Genomic DNA, 17,805 nt, shown 5'->3' with positions numbered 1-17,805 from the left:
ACGTAGCGATCTTAATGAATCCTTAACGCGGAGAAACCCCGTAATGTGCAATGCAGCGCCAGCCACCATCCTGCTGGCAATAAACTGATTCCGTATGACCGGGGATTACCCATTGTGTTTCTTCGCCAGGAAGACAGGTCAGCCAGATGCATAACCCACAGCCGCCGCGTAACTCTCGGGGAATATCGGCGACGCGAAAAGTCATCCCTGCTGCCTGTAACGCCTTACGAGTTTGTACAACGCCGACGGTTGAGTGAAATAAAAACAGATACTCTTTCATGTGCGTTTTCTCTGCCGCTGACCAATCACCGCCGCGCCAATTGCGCCAGCGAATTGCGCATCAGGGTGAGTTTGTACCGGCATTCCCAGATGGCTTTCCAGCATGTGGGTAAACCTCTGACAGTGACTCACGCCGCCAGTGAACAGAATCGGCGCTTCACAAGAGAGGCGGCCAATGAAATTGGCGCTGCGCCGCGCCATAGCGTTAATCACTCCGGCGAGAATCGATTCCGCTGGTACGCCCGCAGAACGCAGACTGATCACTTCCGATTCGGCAAACACAGTACACATGCTGCTGATGGCGTGCGGTGGTACATTTTCGGTGATGCTGTCGAGTTCCTCGACGCTGGCGCCCAATGTGCGGGAAATGACTTCCAGAAAACGCCCGGTGCCTGCCGCGCATTTGTCATTCATCAGGAAGTCGCACAGGTTACCGTCGGCATCAAGCTGAATGACTTTGCTGTCCTGACCGCCGATGTCGATCACCGCGCGCGTTGCTGGCGCAAGAAAGCGTGCGCCCAGCCCGTGGCAGGAGATTTCCGTCACCTGTTTATCGGCAAAATCCACCAGTTGCCGCCCGTAACCGGTCAGCGTCAGAAACGGCACTGTCTCTAACCCTTCACGCAGAGTTTCCCAGGCTTCAGTAATTGCTGTTGCCGGACGAAATGGCGTAGGAACAAGGAAACGGCGCGTAATCACGCCGTCTGCCAGTAAGATCCCTTTGGTGGCGGTAGAACCGGAATCAATGCCAATCGAATATGTCACCACCGCTCCTTACAACATCTCAATAAAGGCTGCGACGCGGGTACTGAGTTGTCCGATATCCGATGTGGAGTAGTCTGTTTCTATGGCGATGTAAGGAACGTTATGCTGCTGACGAACGTGGCGTTTAATCGCCAGCGATTCCACCGCGTAGGTATGGCACGCCTGTAAAATTACATCGACCACGCCATCGACCTGATATTCCTTCACCATCTGGCTGAGCATTTTCAGGCGTTGATCGTTTGGCGAAACACAGGAACAGCCAATTGCCAGATATTTATCCGCCAGCGCGTCATACACATCGCCCGTTTCCGCCACGCATTGCTCGGTCGCTTTCGCGCCGGTGCAGTTTTCATAACCAACCACCCAGCCACCGTTTTCTTCAATCGCACGCACGACTTTCTCTGCCGCACCACCAATCGGGCAACCGGTAATTAAAATTCGTGGCCGCGGGTCCAGTCTCTGGCCCTCTTCCCATTGCTGACGAACGCGGGCAGTCATCGCATCCAGTTCATTGATCAACGCCTCTTTATCGAACCGGAAAGTTGCGCCGTAGACCACTTTCAGAATGTCGCTGCCGCTTAACGCCGGAGGATTTAACTGCCCCAGATGATAAAAGTTGGCCAGTGCGCGGCGTTCACGGTTTTTCAGTGCAATGGCATCGCGCAACGCGTCTTCGGTGATCTCGTGCCCAAAACGTTCTTCCACCGCTTTTTGTAAGCGAAGCATCTCGGCTTTCCATAACGCACGCGAGGCATCGTCTTGCACGCTGTTTGGTAATTGCATGACATGAACGGGCTTAAACTCCGCCATGTATTCATACATTTTCTTTTTGCCGTCGCAGGTGGTTTCACCGACCACCAGATCAGAAAAATAGAAGTAGGGGCATTTGTCGGTTTTGCCGAAGCCGTAGCTGCTTTTAATCAGCGGGCAGAGGTTGCGCGGCAGATCTTTCTCGGCTTCTTCAATGGTTTCATCAGAGGTGGAACAGAGCGAAACCACAACAGCACCGGCTGCCATCGGGATCTCTTGCGGCATAAACGTACAATAGGTGCCAACCAGCGGAATGCCGCGCTCTTTGAGATCCATAACGGTGAGAAAGCCTTTCTGGCGAGCTTCGGAGAACTGATCGAAAATGGCGGGTAGATCGGTGACAAGTGACATGATTTTCCTTCCCCGTAACACGGGAGATAATGAAAAGAGGCCACATTATTACCATGTTTTAAGTGTGGTTTATTTGATCTCTCTCGCGGTTAGCCATTTAGCTTTTATCATCGATTTCTAAAAGTTGCCGAGGGGTAACAAGGCCGGAATTTGCGATAAAAGATATAATATCAGCCCAATACAACCGCCGACCAGCGTGCCGTTAACGCGGATAAACTGGAGATCTTTGCCGATATTTAACTCGATTTGCCGGGACATATCCCGCGCATCCCAACTTTTTACCGTATCGCTAATGTGGCGAGTCAGGAATGCCGAAAACTCTGGCGCGACGCGGTGCGCGGCCTGTTCCAGATGACCATTTAACGAGGCGCGCAGGGCATCATCGGCAATTAACGTCTCGCCAAACCACTGTCCCGCTCGCGCGATGCGTTCCTTCACGCGAGAATCTTCGCTGTTGATATCCGCTTTCAACCACTCCCGCAAATCTCCCCACAATTCACCAAGATAGCGGTTAAATGCTTCATCTTCTTTCAGATAACTTTTCACGGCGTCGGCCCGCGCCGCCATTTCCGGATCGTTTTTCAGTTTCTCGATCAGCGCGAAGGTAGCGCGATCAAACGCATGGCGGATCTGATGTGCGCGATCGCGGCTGATATCATCAAGCAAAGAATTCACGGCGTCAGAAACCAACTCCGCACTGTGTTCGCCCAGCCATTCGGTAGGCAAAATTTTGGCTTTCAGCGGATGCTCGCTCTCCAGCCAGCGAACAATTTGCTGGGCAATAAACTTGCGCGATTTATCGCGCTGGAGAAGGGCGATCAGTTGTGCGATCAACGTATCGAGCAGTACCTGATGACGATCGTTTTTGGTCATGCTCTCCAGCATCAATGCACTGGTGCCGGAAAGATCCACTTTATCGATCGCCTTATGCACCGCGCGCTTAAGCAGACGCTGAATACGCGCATCATCGGTCAGTTCGAGAAAACCACTCATGATCTGCAACAGATGCTGCCCAACGCGACGGGCGTTTTCCGGCTGACTAAACCAGTTGCCGATTAACAACGCCGGTTCATGACGTCGGATTAGCGCTACCAGCGACTGAGTATCGAGAAATTTTTCCTGCACGAACTGGCCGAGATTTTCGCCAATCCGGTCTTTATTACGCGGAATAATCGCCGTATGGCGAGAAATAATCGGTATCGGCACGCGGCGAAACAGTGCCACCACCGCAAACCAGTCCGCCAGTGCGCCGACCATCGCCGCTTCGGCAATCGCCTTCACGCCGCTCACCCAAAAATTGGGCGGCAAAAACAGCGTAACGATAAAAGTCGCGGCAGCAACGAGCAGCAAAGAGAGCGCCAGCATTTTGGCGCGTCGGAGTTCAATGATTTTATTCATATCGTAAGAATAGAGCCTGACGGTAAGAAAACGCAAAAAGCGAGATATCTTCCATAAAAATGTATCGTTTGCAGAAGAATAAAAATAGCCTGGAAAGCGCCTCGGGGAACGGGAAATTGCCAGGTGAGAATGGTTTTGTTAGTCGCTAAAGTCGGGCCATCTTATCAACAGGTGACGGATCGCCATGACAAACTTCACGACCAGCACGCCGCATGACGCACTATTTAAATCCTTTCTCACACATCCTGATACCGCGCGGGATTTTATGGAGATCCACTTACCTAAAGATTTACGTGAACTGTGCGATCTCGACACCTTAAAACTGGAATCCGCCAGCTTTGTCGATGAAAAATTGCGGGCGCTACATTCCGATATTCTGTGGTCGGTAAAGACCCGCGAAGGCGATGGCTATATTTATGTGGTGATTGAACATCAGAGCCGCGAGGATATCCATATGGCGTTTCGCCTGATGCGCTATTCCATGGCGGTGATGCAGCGCCATATCGAGCATGATAAACGCCAGCCGCTACCGCTGGTCATCCCGATACTGTTTTATCACGGTAGCCGTAGTCCTTACCCCTGGTCTTTGTGCTGGCTGGACGAATTTGCCGACCCGACTACCGCACGGAAGCTTTATACCGCCGCGTTCCCGCTGGTGGATATCACTGTCGTGCCAGACGACGAGATTGTGCAGCATCGCAGAGTCGCCCTGCTGGAGTTGATCCAAAAGCATATTCGCCAGCGCGATCTAATGGGGCTTATTGATCAACTGGCAGTATTACTGGTTACAGGATGCGCTAATGACAGCCAGATAACTGCGCTGTTAAATTACATTTTACTGGCTGGCGATGAAGCGAGTTTTAAAGAGTTTATCAGCGAACTAACCAGTCGAATGCCACAACACAGGGAGCGAATAATGACGATTGCAGAGCGAATTCATAATGATGGATGGCTGTTGGGAAGGGAGAGGGGGAGGAAAGAAGGGAAAGAAGAAGGGGAACAGAGCCTCCTCCGATTGTTGTTGCAGAATGGGGCGGATCCTGAATGGATACAAAAGATTACCGGACTTTCGGCAGAGCAAATGCAGGCATTAGATCAGCCCTTGCCTGAAAGCAAGCGCGATCCATGGATCCAGTACTAATCAGAGACTGATGACAAACGCAAAGCTGCCTGATGCGCTACGCTTATCAGACCTACATTACCTCTGCAATCTATTGAATTTGCGCGGTTTGTAGGCCGGATAAGGCGTTCACGCCGCATCCGGCATGAACAAAGCACACTTTGCCTAAACCATGCCGGAACGTGGCGATGTCGCTATAAAGATAAAACGAGTTACAGGCGATTCGTGAGAGGAAATCAGGCGCTTCGCCACTATTTCGAATTCATTCCATTGCCCGATACACGGCCTCGCCAATTTGCTTCAGTGCTTCGCGATAGGTTTCGCTGAGCGGCAAAGCGCAGTTGATGCGCAGACAATTACGGTATTTGCCGGACGCTGAGAAAATCGAGCCTGCCGCCACCTGGATTTTCATGCGGTACAGTTGCCGCGCGACGCAGACCATATCGACCTGTTCAGGCAATTCTATCCACAGTAAAAATCCGCCTTTCGGGCGCGTAATACAGATTTCGCAGGGAAAATATTCCCGTATCCAGCAGGTATAAAGCGCCATATTGCGCTGATAGTTCTGCCGCATCCGCCGGATATGGCGATGATAGTGGCCTTCCAGCACAAACGTTGCCGCCGCCATTTGCGTGGACGGTACATTAAAGCTGCTGGTGGCATATTTCATATGCATCAGTTTATCGTGATAACGTCCCGGTGCGACCCAACCCACGCGCAGGCCAGGCGCAATGCTTTTACTGAACGAGCTGCACAGCAGCACCCGGCCGTCGATATCCCAGGAATGAATGGTCCGCGGGCGCGGATACTCCGTTGCCAGTTCACCGTAGACATCATCTTCAAAAATCACAATATCATGACGCTGAGCGAGAGAGAGAACGGCCCGTTTGCGCGCGTCCGGCATAATAAATCCCAGCGGATTATTACAGTTTGGCACCAGAATGATGCCTTTAATCGGCCACTGTTCCAGCGCCAGTTCCAGCGCTTCAACGCTGATGCCAGTTTCTGGATCGGTTGGGATTTCAATCACTTTCACGCCCATACCGCGCAGCATCTGCATTGAACCGTAATAACAGGGGGATTCGACTGCGACAATATCGCCCGGTTTACATACTGCCATTAACGCCAGCGACATCGAGTTATGGCAGCCGCTGGTGATAATGATGTCATCGGCGGTGACCACTGAGCCGCTGTCGAGCATCAGGCGGGCAACCTGCTCTCGCAACACTCGCTGACCGGCTAACAAGTCATAACCGAGAACGGTTTGCAGATTATGCTGCACCACCCGGCTTAGCTCCCGCCACAGCGGTTTCAGGCTGGGCGTTTCGACATCCGGCGTGCTTTTGCTTAACGGAACAATGGAACTGTCGCTATGCGCTACCAGCATATCCAGTACCTGGTCCCACTGGGTAATCTCCACCGGGCGCTGCACCGGACGCGTCATCGGCGGTACTGGCGGCTGGGCTTTACGTTGTGCGACAAAATAACCCGAACGCGGCTGCGGAGTGATGAGCTTCATCGTCTCCAGTGTCTGATACGCCTGCTGCACGGTGCTGATGCTGACGCCGTGCTCCTGACTTAAGCTGCGCACCGACGGTAATTTCTCCCCGTGACGATACAGCCCTTGCTCAATCCGCTCGGCAAGTAGAGTCGCCAGATGTTGATAACGCGTCATGCTGTATTCCTTATTTGGACCATACAGAGAGAAAAACCGGTACAGATGAGGCTAAAAAACCGGATGCAGATGCTGTTTTAACCTGTCTGTATGTTAAATAAAAGTAATATTTGCATCTGTATTGTGAACTGCCAGAAGGCGGATGATGAAGCCTCTGAAAGATGAGGAGGCAGCAGATGGAATTTCACGAAAACAAAGCTAAAGCGCCGTTTACTGGCATCGCACAACTCTGGCAGGCGGTGAGGACCTGGTGGCTGAAAAAGCAGACCCGGCGCGTGTTACAGCAGATGAGTGATGAGCGGTTGAGGGATATTGGGTTACGCAGGGAGGATGTTGAGTGATGGGACAGTTCGTCGCGGATAAACAGGATTTCTCTATAACCTCCACAAGGAAGTGGTTATTATTGCGAAATCATCGCTTCACGGAAAGACGTCAGAATGAAAGCTACAGAAGCTCGCCTACTCGATTTTTTAAAACGTTCGCAGCAGTTTGTTATTCCCATTTATCAACGGACTTATTCATGGACCGGGCAACAATGTCGGCAACTTTGGGACGACATCATTCGTGCCGGAAAGCGTGACGATATATCAGCGCATTTTATCGGTTCGGTTGTTTATATTGAGCAGGGGTTGTATCAGGTTTCTGGTATTTCTCCGTTGCTGGTCATTGATGGTCAACAACGGCTGACGACCGCAATGTTGCTGATTGAGGCTTTATCGCGCCATCTTGGCGAAGACGAAGTTTTTGATGGCTTTTCGGCAATGAAATTGCGTAATTATTATTTGCTCAATCCTTATGAGTCCGGCGAGAAAGGTTTTAAATTACTGCTGACCGAGACTGATAAAGACAGTTTACTGGCGTTAATAAAACAAAGACCAATGCCAGAAAACTACTCCCATCGAATAATGGAAAACTTTACTTTCTTTGATGAGCAAATTGCCAAACTCGGTGATGACTTGATCCCCTTATGTCGTGGGTTAGCAAAGTTATTAATTGTCGATGTGGCGCTTAATCGTGGTCAGGATAATCCGCAACTGATTTTTGAAAGTATGAACTCCACCGGTAAGGCGTTAAGTCAGGCCGATCTGGTGCGTAATTTTATTCTGATGGGCCTCGAACCAGAGCATCAAACCCGGTTGTATGAAGATCACTGGCGACCAATGGAAGTCGCTTTTGGTCAGCAAGGTTACAGCGAATATTTTGACAGTTTTATGCGTCATTATCTGACGGTAAAAACGGGGAAGATCCCTCGGACAGATGAAGTCTATGAGGCATTTAAACTCCATGCCCGTAGCCAGCGTGTTGCTGAAAAAGGCGTAGATCGGCTGGTTGAAGATATTCACATCTACGCGGAGTATTACTGCGCAATGGCATTGGGAAAAGAAAGTGACAAATCGCTTGCTACGGCTTTTCTGGATTTGCGCGAGTTAAAAGTCGATGTGGCGTATCCTTTCTTACTGGCGCTTTATCATGACTATAAAAATGGCGTTTTGTCTCACGAAGATTTCCTGAGCATAATTCGTTTAATTGAATCTTATGTTTTCCGCCGTGCAGTATGTGCGATTCCGACAAATTCTCTTAATAAGACGTTTGCTACTTTTTATAAGGTCATTAATAAAGAAAATTATCTGGAAAGTATTCAGGTACATTTTCTGAATCTGCCTTCATATCGTCGTTTCCCCAACGATGATGAATTTAAACGGGAATTAAAAGTTCGCGATCTCTATAACTTCCGCAGCCGCAGTTACTGGTTACGACGACTGGAAAACGATAAACGCAGAGAGCGCGTGGAAGAGTTTACGATTGAGCACATTATGCCGCAGAACGAAAATCTGTCGGCTAAATGGCGTGAAGAGCTGGGAAGCGACTGGCAGCGAGTGCATAAAGAACTGTTACATACGTTGGGGAATCTCACTTTAACGCGCTATAACTCCCGCTACAGTGACAGACCTTTCGCGGAAAAACGCGATATTGAAGACGGCTTTAAACATAGCCCGCTCTATTTGAATATCGGTCTTGGACAGTGCGAAAAATGGGATGAAGCTGCCATTCGCGCCCGTGCCGATCGTCTGGCCGATCTCGCGGTTCAGGTCTGGCAAGCGCCTTCTCTTCCTGAAGAGGTTTTAGCTGTTTATCGGGGGCAGCCTGAAAACAAAACCAGTTACAGCCTGAGTGATTATCCTTTTCTTGCTGATGGTTCGCATAGCCGGGTGTTATTTGATCATCTTCGCGATGAAATTATGCGCCTGGACGCAGGGATCACGCAGGAAGTATTGAAGCTCTATATTGCGTTTAAAGCTGAAACGAATTTTGTTGATGTTGTGCCGCAAAAAAGCCGACTGCGGTTGTCGCTTAATATGCAGTTTCATGAACTGGTCGATCCGAAAGGTATTGCCACAGATGTGACAAATGTTGGGCGCTGGGGTAATGGTGATGTGGAAATTGGTTTCAGCGACCTCGCACAACTTCCTTACATTATGGGATTAATTCGTCAGGCATTTGAAAAACAGATGGAGAGCGCGTTGGTCTAACGCGGAGAATAATACCCGGTAGCACTGGCGCTACCGGGTCAATGTATCAGGCGACTTTCTGTTTACCCGTAATCACCCCAATAAAATCCTGCACCTGCTTTTGTTTACGTGCCGACAGCTTGCACACCTTGCGCAGCGACTGCATCAGTTCGCTCTCTTCGGCGGCGGGGGGTTGGGCGGTAAGGACAATACAGCCTTCCATCACTTTGACATCTACCGCCGTGCCGGTGGCAAAACCGGCGGCTTCCAGCCACTGACCTTTCAGGGTGATGGCGGGAATACGGCTGTAATCTGGGTAGCGACTCGCATAACTCACGGTTAATTGACGGTTATTTGCCGGGGAGACTTCTGCTTCGAACGGTTGTGCAATAGAATGCGTGTCAGTCATAACTGCTATTCCCTATAAATAGTGATTGTGATGAGCGGTGCGGGTGTGTTGGCGCACATCCGCACCGCGCTAAATACCTGGATATATCATCAGTAAATACAGAGAAAGTCCAGCTAAAAATAGAAAATAATAAAAGCGTTACTGGAAAGATCTGGAAGAGAAATTAATGTTAATTCAGAATGGCCGGATAACAAAGTGTATCCGGCCTTCATAATTAATTTAAAGCACTCATATGATGTTCTTTAAAATTCTCTGCCTGTGCCAGCACCCCCATATAAACATCATCATTCGCTACTGGCGGGAACTTATGCTTGTGTAGAAGCAGAATAAGTTCAACTTTCAGTTTCGCTTTAATATCATCGCGTTTACTCCAGTCAGGATATTTCGATGTGTTGTCAACCACGCTTTTCATCTCTTTTGCCAGTGACAGCATTTTTTCATCGTCATAGGTGAACTGATATTTATCGCGCATATGAGCAAGAATGTCGAAAAACGCTTTTTCTTCCATATCAATACCTAAATCGGCCCAGGTGCCCATTTCGGTTTTAATATCATAGATAATATCGGTCATTTCCTGACTGAATGTATCGAATTCTTCACCGTTGAGTACATCATCTTCTCGCCGCTCATTATAACGATCTATAATCGCCTGGAAGCGGCGGGTGAAGTTAATCCCTTGCAACTGGTTCACTTTCTTGAAGTCGCTGATCGCTTTTTCCAGTAATTTTTGTAATAACTGGATCTTTGTTGCCGGAAGTTTGATCTTGTTAATTCGCGCCAGATAATCTTCGTCAAAAATATCGATGGATTCCGCTTTTTTATCCCCAAGAAAATAAATTTCTTCTACGCCATCAGCTTTTAACGCTTCTGCAATCATTTCACGAATGCGTGCATTCATCTGGGTAACATCCGGTGCGTCACCTTTCGTCAGTTTGAAAACAATTGAACGAACAGCAAGATAATAGTGAATATAGTCACGTTCTGTCTGTGATAATGCTTCGCTGCCGCAGCAGACGTCGTAGGCGGCTTTCATGCGTTTAACCAGTCCCATAAAACGACGTTCAACTTTCTGGGTACGCAGAACAAATTCCGCCGCGCGGTTGAGGCAGGATAATTGCGCTTGTGGCTCACCACTAAAATAATCCCGACTGTCAAATTCGTAAAAGACTTGCCCCAACAAATCGAGATGGTTTTTAACTTCTATTACCGATTGCTGAATATCTTCAAAGTTGGTGGCATCAATGCGGGAATACATTGCCAGTGCCTGGTTCATCTGACTTTTAATGCCGATGTAGTCCACCACTAACCCTTTACTTTTGCCTTCCAGTTTACGGTTAACGCGAGAAATAGTCTGGATAAGATTATGTTTTTGTAAGGGTTTATCAATATAGATGGTATCCAGTTCCGGGACGTCGAAACCGGTCAGCCACATATCAACAACAATGGCAATTTTGAAATTCGATTTAGCGTTTTTGAACTGCTTATCCAGCTCTTTACGATATTCTTTTGTGCCCAGTAAATCATAAAGCGCCTCGTCGTCATCTTTACCGCGCGTCATGACCATCTTCACCATTTCAGAAGGCGGTAACTCTTTTTGTTCCTGTTCCGTCAGGACGACGCCATCGGGTGCTTGCTTCACTTCAAACCAGGCAGGGCGAATAGCTTTAAGCTGACGGTAGAAATCCCAGGCAATTTCACGGCTGGCACAAACAAACATGGCTTTGCCTTTTACGGTGGAACCTTCGGCTACGCGTTTTTCATAATGTTTGGCAAAATCTTCCGCGAGGGCTTTTAACCGATCTTCATCACCCAGTACCGCATTCATGGTTGCGGTGGCTTTTTTGCTTTCGTCGATTTGCCACTCATTGGTGCCTGCGTTTGCGCACTCTTCGTAATACTTTTCGACTTCTTCCAGTTTGCTGGAGTCCAGGATCACTTTAGCCGCACGGCCTTCGTACACGATGCGTACAGTGATTTCATCCTGAACGGATTCGGTCATGGTGTAACTGTCGATCACCTCACCGAAGACATCGAGCGTCGCGTCAATCGGTGTGCCGGTAAAGCCAACATAGGTGGCATTTGGCAGTGAATCGTGCAGGTATTTCGCAAAGCCATACGTTTTGCGCACTTTTCCGCTTTCTTTATCAACGATGACTTTCTGGTCGAGGTTAACCTGGCTACGATGTGCTTCGTCCGAGATGCAAATGATATTGTTGCGTTCAGAAAGGAGTTCGGTGTCTTCGGTGAATTTATGGATCGTTGTCAGGAATACACCGCCACTATTGCGTCCCGCCAGTTGATTACGCAAATCTTCACGGCTGGTAACAGGAACGATGGTGTCGTCGCCAATGTAATTTTTGGCGTTGCACATTTGCGCAGAAAGCTGATCGTCCAGATCGGTGCGGTCGGTGATCAAAACAATGGTCGGGCTGGCAAACTCCACGCTCTTCATCAAAAGACGCGTTAAAAATTGCATGGTGTAACTTTTGCCACAGCCCGTTGCGCCAAAGTAGGTGCCGCCTTTACCGCTACCGAAAGGTTTACGCGCTTGCTTGATGCTGTAATAGAGTTTGCGAGCGGCATAGTACTGCGGATATCGGCAGCAAATTTTTACTTCGTGCTTGGCTTTATCCGGGAAGCAGATAAAGTTTTTAATCACGTCCAGCAGACGTACCGGATGAAACAGCCCCTGAATCATTGAGTGCAATGATGGAATTCCGTCCTGTTCACGGTTTTCATTACCGGTGACTTTGCGCCATGAGTAAAAATATTCATAGGGCGCAAACAGGTTGCCCATCCGGTTATTTACGCCATCGCTAATAATGCAGAGCGCGTTGTAGATAAACAGTTGCGGAATATCCCGGCGATAGCGTTTACAGAGCTGTTTCCAGGCATCGCCAATACTGGCTTCCTGCTCGCGCACCGCACTTTTAAATTCAAAGACGACCAGTGGCAGACCGTTGATATAGAGAATGCCGTCAGGAATACGAGTCTGATTATCTTTGCCGGAGATTTTAAGCTGGTTAACAATCTTAATCCGGTTAAGCGGCGGATTAATATAGGAGGGCGGGAGTTCCGCCGCCTGTTGCAACGGGACATCTTCGGCGTCAAATATCTGGCGCAGCGCGGCAGGTAGATGCCGGGTGTCGAGCAATTCAATATAGAGATCTTTTTGTTGCCGATCGTCGCGTTTGAACAGAAAACCATTTGCCAGCCAGCGACAAAATGTTTTGTTGCTTTCATAAAGGTCGGAGGCCGGAAGCGTGGTGAACTGTTTGATCAGCCGTTGAATCTCTTCTTCAGTAATGCCATCAGGCTGGTAGCGTGCCGCTAAATAATGACGGAGATCGTCTTCGATGATGACCTGATCGAGACTTGAACGTGGGACATTATCGCCGATCAGGTGTTGATATCCCTGATCCTGCAGCAGTTCAATGATCGCTTGTTCTAATTTTGCTTCACTGAAAGAGAGACTCATATCGCGCTCCAACCCTGGCTAATTTCTGGTAAGGATTCCTGTAACCCCAGAAAACCTTACCAGAAAGCCCCTGATTTTTCAGGGGCAAAATGCGTTATGCGGCTTCGGTTTGTTTGATGAGATCGGGGAGATCTTCCACGGATAGCTCGCCGGAGATGAGTTTAGGGAGCAGGGTGTCGCGGAGGGCGATTAACTTTTCATTTTCGTAATTATTAAGTTGCCCTTTTATCCAATAATTTTCTAATAGCACTTCAAATTTTTCTAAAACATTTTTATTAGGTAAAACAATTTTATAGTTAAGCAGATCTTTAGCTTCCGCTCGAGGCATTCTTGTGCCTGTAGAACGCAAATTTGCATATGCTACAAAATCGTCTGTAAAAGCATACATTGCCATTAACGATCTATAGATGTTCTCTTTAGCACGGAAAACCAATATGTCAGTTGAGCATATTCCTGAAAATGGAGCTAGTGCAACTTTGTGAAAATAAGGGCGTAACTTTCCGAATAATAAATCGTTTTTATCGAAAGCTGATTTATTACTGGATACATCACCACCATTCCCATAATTGGTGATAAAAATATGCTTGCGTTCCAAATGCTCTAACCCAATGTAATGAATGTCATCACAAATGTTTTCCGACTTAACATTGTCTTTTATTAATTTCGCAATGACGGAAAAGTCTTTAATACACCATCCTTTCGGCACCCAACCCAACTCCGTTTCTTCAAATTCACTTGGGAAAAGCGAGCGGATTTCCGTCGGAAGTGGTTTGAAATCTGCACTATTATGTACTTTTTGACGCAACTCGGCACGAATTTGCAGGGCTTCCGGGATTGGATTTCCCGCATCCAGAGCGTTATCAATCACTGGATCAAAATCCACAAACCAGGATTTGAAGAGAGTTTGGGACATTTGTTCCAGGGTTTGGTTGATCTTTTTATTTAAATTTATTTTATCATCTAAAGTACCAATGACATTAGAAACTTCTTTTTCATAACTATAACTTGTATCTGCTACGAGTACTCCACTAAGGTGGTTTCTATTTAATGTGGGTACACCTGAACCAACATTAAATTGGCTAAAATCAATGCTTTTTAATAAGTAATAAACAAATCTTGGGTGATGCCCTTTAAAATCTTTAACCCATAATGTTGTGTTCAAAGGCCAGAAATTATTTGTAATATATTGACCACCACCAATACTACCACTTCGGCCAATGACAACTCCCGGCGCCTGCACTTTTTCTTCATTATGGTAACCAACAATACCCGTTGACGCTATGACTGGAATATCACCTTTTATTCTTTTATCTTGAGGTAAGTCAAAACCTCTTTGAAGTGTAATAAATTCATTGAGTGGGATTGTCTTTTCAAATGCCATAACCCAGCGCCTCCAGATTCTGGCGAATCGCACGATCCAGTTCTTCCGCCTGCTTCATCTGCTCAAACAACGTCTTCGACAACTCCCGCATTTTTGTCTCGAATGCTACGCCGTCTTCTTCCTGCTCGGCTGCACCCACATAGCGACCCGGTGTCAGAACGTAGTCGTTATCTTTAATATCTTGCAGGGTCGCAACTTTGCAAAAGCCTGCCTTGTCTTCATATTTTTCCAGCTTGCTGTCACCACGCGCAATCCGTGCAGCCAGTTCTTCCGGCGTGCTGCGCCAGGCATGGTAAGTATCGGCGATGGTGGCGATATCCTCTGTTGTCAGCTCTTTGGTGGTGCGGTTAATCATGCTGCCGAGGTTACGCGCATCAATAAACAGCGTCTCGCCCTGACGATCACGATAACCTTTGGCCGGGTCGGCAGCCTTCGATTTGGTCATAAACCATAAACACACCGGGATCTGCGTAGTGTAAAATAACTGACCTGGCAGAGCGATCATGCAGTCGATCAGATCATTTTCGATCATCTGTGCACGGATCTCGCCTTCACCGCTGGTGTTAGAACTCATCGAACCGTTTGCCAGCACAAAACCTGCTGTGCCGTTAGCCGACAGCTTGGAGAGCATATGCAAAATCCAGCCGTAGTTGGCGTTACCGGTTGGCGGCATACGATAACCGGCAAAACGTGGATCTTTGGTTAATTCGGCTTCATTACGCCAGTCTTTCAGGTTGAACGGCGGGTTCGCCAGAATGTAGTCGGCTTTCAGGTCCGGGTGCTGGTCGCTAAAGAAAGTGTCTGCCGGGCGTTCGCCGAGGTTTGCTGAAAGACCGCGAATGGCGAGGTTCATTTTTGCCAGTTTATACGTCGTGGCTGTCAGTTCCTGACCATACAGCGCGATATCACGACTTTTACCCTGATGGCTCTCGACAAACTTCACCGACTGCACGAACATCCCTGCCGAGCCGCAGCATGGGTCATAAATTTTGCCCTGGAAGGGTTCGAGCATTTCAGTTAACAGCGTAACCACACATTTGGGCGTGTAGAACTCACCACCGCCTTTGCCTTCGGTTGCGGCAAACTTACCGAGGAAGTATTCGTAAACGCGTCCGACAAGGTCTTCTTTCGATAACGTTTCAACGTCAGTTTCGTGGGCCAGCGTTTCGATGTTGTCGATGGTATCAATCAGTGACGCCAGTTTTTTGGTTTCCAGATTCTGACGGCTGAAGTAGTTGTCTGGCAGCGCGCCTTTCAGTGATGGGTTACGTTTCTCAATGGTCGAGAGGGCGGTGTCAATACGAACCGCAATATCGTCCTGTTTGGCATTTTGTTTGATAAACGACCAGCGCGCCTCTTCCGGCAGGTAGAAAATGTTGTCCTGCTGGTAGAACACTTCCATCTCAAGGAAGTCTGCTTGCCCATCGGCAATCATTTTTTTGCGGCGTGCTTCAAACTTATCGCTGATGAATTTCAGGAACACGAGGCTCAACACCACGTGCTTGTATTCGGAGGACTCAACGCTACCGCGAAGCTGGTTTGCGGTATCCCATAATGTTTCTTCAAAGCCTTTCTTTGCTTTGGCTTTTTTAGTTGGTGCTTTGGCCATGATGAACTCTGTTCAGATAAATTGGGTCGCTATTGTAATGGTAGCGGCGGCAAATTTCGCCCTTTAATCCATCTCCAGCTCATCAAACAACTGCAAATCCACATCCAGCAATTCCACTGCATTGCTGCGGCGAATGCCGACGTTATTTTCGATTAACAGTTCCAGTAAGCGATCGCCGTCGATAAGCGTAATTGGCGCGGCACCCGGAAAGAGCGCCGCTTCTGCACATTTCGCCGCAAATTTCCCGGTGGTGATGAGCGTACCGCGAATGGCTTTGTGGTAAGGCAGCGCACCGCGCAGCTGGTCGATATACGGGCGGGTGATGGTGTTCTGCATTCTTTTGACCTGTACCACTTCTGTAATGGTGGTGATGCCGACCTGCACCTGACCAATCACGTCCACGCCTTTATCACCTGAAGCTTTGGTCACTTCGACCTGCTCGTAGCCCATTGCCTCCAGTAATTGACCAACCAGTTGCTCAAATTTGTATGGGTTCATTGTGCTGATTTGTTCGCGCAACAGCTCTTTTTGCTGTTCGTTATAGCGTTTCACCGCTTCCAGCAGCTCTTTACGCGGATCGCTTTTTCGTGCTGGCAACGCTTTTCCAAGCCAGGCGCGCCCGGTATCGGTGATGCGATAGCTCATGCCTTCGCGAGTAACCATGTCGCGGTCGATAAGATTATAGAGTCGGGAGTAGAGCGTACTTTTGGCTGACCGGTCGGAAGCAAATTTCGAATGCTGATGCAAAAAGGCCTGCCATTCCGGCAATAAATCGGCGCGGCGCGACATTTCTCGGCCAGCCAGCAGCTCAAGCAGTTGCAGAATTCCTTCCTGGTCGTCCAGTGAACGCAGCGTTTTTTCGTCATCTTGCAGGAATTTTTGCCCGCGCGAGGTGGGCTGCCAGGTATCATCTGGCGTGCTTTCCATCAGCTCAAACTGGGGATAGTTGAGGAATAAGTAGCAGCCGTAGCTGTGGCGCGGATTCAGAATGTGATTGTCAGTATCCCAGATGCGACGGGCGATGTCGGCATCTTCACCCGTTAAGCGCTCGCTGATCCACAGGTCGGGTTCTGACCAGTCAACGGGTTTTTGCGGCGTACCGGTTTGATCGCGTATGGCGGTAATCATATTGCGTACCGCTTTCAGGGAATAGCCTGAGACGGCTTTCATCATAGCCTTAACTTGCGCATAGGTAGGAAAAAGCGGGGTAATGACTTTGTAGTTTTTCACGGTAATCCCTTAACGACAGCGAGGTGTTTAGTGTGCCATGTCAGGCGAGAAATTCTATTGGATGAATCAAGTCCAACTCACACATTGTCAATTTCATGGTTGATTATCCAAAACGTGATGCTATTTCCAACATCAACGCTATAATTGCAGAATAATTGTAGATACATTTTTGTATATACAATCAGGGATGGCAACTATGCCAATGGAGTTTGAATGGGATGCAAACAAGGCCAAAAGTAATCGGGTGAAACATGGCATCCGCTTTGAAGATGCGGTGTTATTGTTTGATGATCCACAACATTTGTCACAGCAAGATCGCATAGAAAATGGTGAGTATCGCTGGCAGACTATCGGCCTGGTTTACGGCATCGTGGTTATTCTGGCTGCGCATACCATCCGTTTCGAAAGCGGAAATGAAATTATTCGAATCATCAGTGCACGAAAAGCAGATCGTAAAGAGAGGAGTCGCTATGAGCATGGTTAAACATAAACGAGGGACACCCTCTACACTCGATGTGCAGCATGAGGCCGAACTGAAGGCACTGGCGAATAAATCCGACGAAGATATTGATTACAGTGATATCCCGCCTTCCAGCGATGAGCAATGGTCTAACGCAGAACGCGGTAAGTTTTATCGGCCATTGAAAACCCAGGCTTCGGTGCGTATTGATGCTGATGTGATGGAATGGCTGAAGCGACCAGGTAAAGGCTATCAAACTCGCCTGAACGCAATTTTACGTGAGGCGATGCAGCGCGATCAGAACAAAAAATAATTCAGGCCGCCACATGG

The 17,805-nt window shown here is 48.4% G+C and carries 15 protein-coding genes and 1 pseudogene; 6 read left to right on the top strand and 10 right to left on the bottom strand.

The genetic code is table 11. From position 1 onward, the window contains the following. Positions 1–22 precede the first annotated feature (22 nt). The 4 genes from D9597_RS04410 to D9597_RS04395 all read right to left on the bottom strand — a co-directional run bounded on the left by D9597_RS04410 (position 23) and on the right by D9597_RS04395 (position 3,603). Complete coding sequence (locus tag D9597_RS04410) at positions 23–280, bottom strand: DUF3343 domain-containing protein (protein WP_130221721.1); 258 nt, start codon at positions 278–280, stop codon at positions 23–25. Continuing rightward, positions 277–1,044: a putative 2-hydroxyacyl-CoA dehydratase activator YjiL gene (yjiL, locus tag D9597_RS04405; RefSeq protein WP_130216598.1), complete on the bottom strand. Its 768-nt coding sequence runs from the start codon at positions 1,042–1,044 to the stop codon at positions 277–279. The genes D9597_RS04410 and yjiL overlap by 4 nt, the downstream gene beginning before the upstream one ends. A gap of 9 nt (positions 1,045–1,053) precedes the next feature. Next, a complete protein-coding gene (locus tag D9597_RS04400; protein ID WP_130221720.1) occupies positions 1,054–2,205 on the bottom strand; it encodes a double-cubane-cluster-containing anaerobic reductase in 1,152 nt (383 codons plus the stop codon). 117 nt (positions 2,206–2,322) lie between these two features. Further along, positions 2,323–3,603 carry a DUF445 domain-containing protein gene (locus tag D9597_RS04395; RefSeq protein ID WP_130221719.1) on the bottom strand — a complete coding sequence of 427 codons (1,281 nt, stop codon included), beginning with the start codon at positions 3,601–3,603 and terminating at the stop codon, positions 2,323–2,325. A gap of 184 nt (positions 3,604–3,787) precedes the next feature. On the opposite strand from D9597_RS04395, the gene D9597_RS04390 reads away from it, so the two are divergent. Then, positions 3,788–4,744: an Rpn family recombination-promoting nuclease/putative transposase gene (locus D9597_RS04390; protein ID WP_130221718.1), complete on the top strand. Its 957-nt coding sequence runs from the start codon at positions 3,788–3,790 to the stop codon at positions 4,742–4,744. A 241-nt stretch (positions 4,745–4,985) separates the two neighbouring features. On the opposite strand, the gene D9597_RS04385 is transcribed toward D9597_RS04390, so the two are convergent. Further along, entirely contained in the window at positions 4,986–6,398 is a 1,413-nt protein-coding gene (locus D9597_RS04385) for a PLP-dependent aminotransferase family protein (protein WP_130221717.1), read from the bottom strand. Positions 6,399–6,648: 250 nt separating this feature from the next. Between D9597_RS04385 and D9597_RS23270 the strand changes: the two genes are divergently transcribed. The 3 genes and pseudogenes from D9597_RS23270 to D9597_RS23260 all read left to right on the top strand — a co-directional run bounded on the left by D9597_RS23270 (position 6,649) and on the right by D9597_RS23260 (position 8,929). Further along, on the top strand, positions 6,649–6,693 hold the full coding sequence (locus D9597_RS23270; protein WP_230138863.1) for a hypothetical protein: 45 nt from the start codon (positions 6,649–6,651) through the stop codon (positions 6,691–6,693). A 142-nt stretch (positions 6,694–6,835) separates the two neighbouring features. Beyond that, positions 6,836–7,718, top strand: a pseudogene (locus D9597_RS23265) (DUF262 domain-containing protein). A 47-nt stretch (positions 7,719–7,765) separates the two neighbouring features. Further along, a complete protein-coding gene (locus tag D9597_RS23260) occupies positions 7,766–8,929 on the top strand; it encodes a DUF1524 domain-containing protein (RefSeq protein WP_240780424.1) in 1,164 nt (387 codons plus the stop codon). Positions 8,930–8,975: 46 nt separating this feature from the next. Here D9597_RS23260 and symE read toward each other — a convergent pair whose 3' ends face one another. From symE to D9597_RS04350, 5 genes are all read right to left on the bottom strand, one after another. Then, complete coding sequence (gene symE, locus D9597_RS04370) at positions 8,976–9,317, bottom strand: endoribonuclease SymE (RefSeq protein ID WP_130221714.1); 342 nt, start codon at positions 9,315–9,317, stop codon at positions 8,976–8,978. Between the two features lie 214 nt (positions 9,318–9,531). Beyond that, positions 9,532–12,795, bottom strand: coding sequence for an HsdR family type I site-specific deoxyribonuclease (locus D9597_RS04365; protein WP_130221713.1), 3,264 nt, complete (start codon positions 12,793–12,795; stop codon positions 9,532–9,534). A gap of 94 nt (positions 12,796–12,889) precedes the next feature. Further along, positions 12,890–14,176, bottom strand: coding sequence for a restriction endonuclease subunit S (locus tag D9597_RS04360; protein ID WP_130221712.1), 1,287 nt, complete (start codon positions 14,174–14,176; stop codon positions 12,890–12,892). Further along, a complete protein-coding gene (locus D9597_RS04355) occupies positions 14,166–15,785 on the bottom strand; it encodes a class I SAM-dependent DNA methyltransferase (RefSeq protein WP_130221711.1) in 1,620 nt (539 codons plus the stop codon). Before D9597_RS04355 ends, D9597_RS04360 begins: the two co-directional genes overlap by 11 nt. Before the next feature lie 63 nt (positions 15,786–15,848). Continuing rightward, on the bottom strand, positions 15,849–17,015 hold the full coding sequence (locus D9597_RS04350; RefSeq protein ID WP_075842588.1) for a restriction endonuclease: 1,167 nt from the start codon (positions 17,013–17,015) through the stop codon (positions 15,849–15,851). Positions 17,016–17,211: 196 nt separating this feature from the next. Between D9597_RS04350 and D9597_RS04345 the strand changes: the two genes are divergently transcribed. Both D9597_RS04345 and D9597_RS04340 read left to right on the top strand, forming a co-directional pair. Beyond that, positions 17,212–17,499, top strand: a complete 288-nt coding sequence (locus D9597_RS04345; RefSeq protein WP_130221710.1) for a BrnT family toxin — start codon at positions 17,212–17,214, stop codon at positions 17,497–17,499. Beyond that, positions 17,486–17,788 (top strand): BrnA antitoxin family protein, encoded by a 303-nt coding sequence (locus tag D9597_RS04340; protein WP_130221709.1) that lies wholly within the window; start codon positions 17,486–17,488, stop codon positions 17,786–17,788. Before D9597_RS04345 ends, D9597_RS04340 begins: the two co-directional genes overlap by 14 nt. Positions 17,789–17,805 lie beyond the last annotated feature (17 nt).

It is taken from the genome of Escherichia sp. E13S3 (assembly GCF_004212325.1).
Lineage (GTDB): Bacteria > Pseudomonadota > Gammaproteobacteria > Enterobacterales > Enterobacteriaceae > Escherichia.
This window is presented reverse-complemented; position numbering and strand designations above follow the sequence as displayed.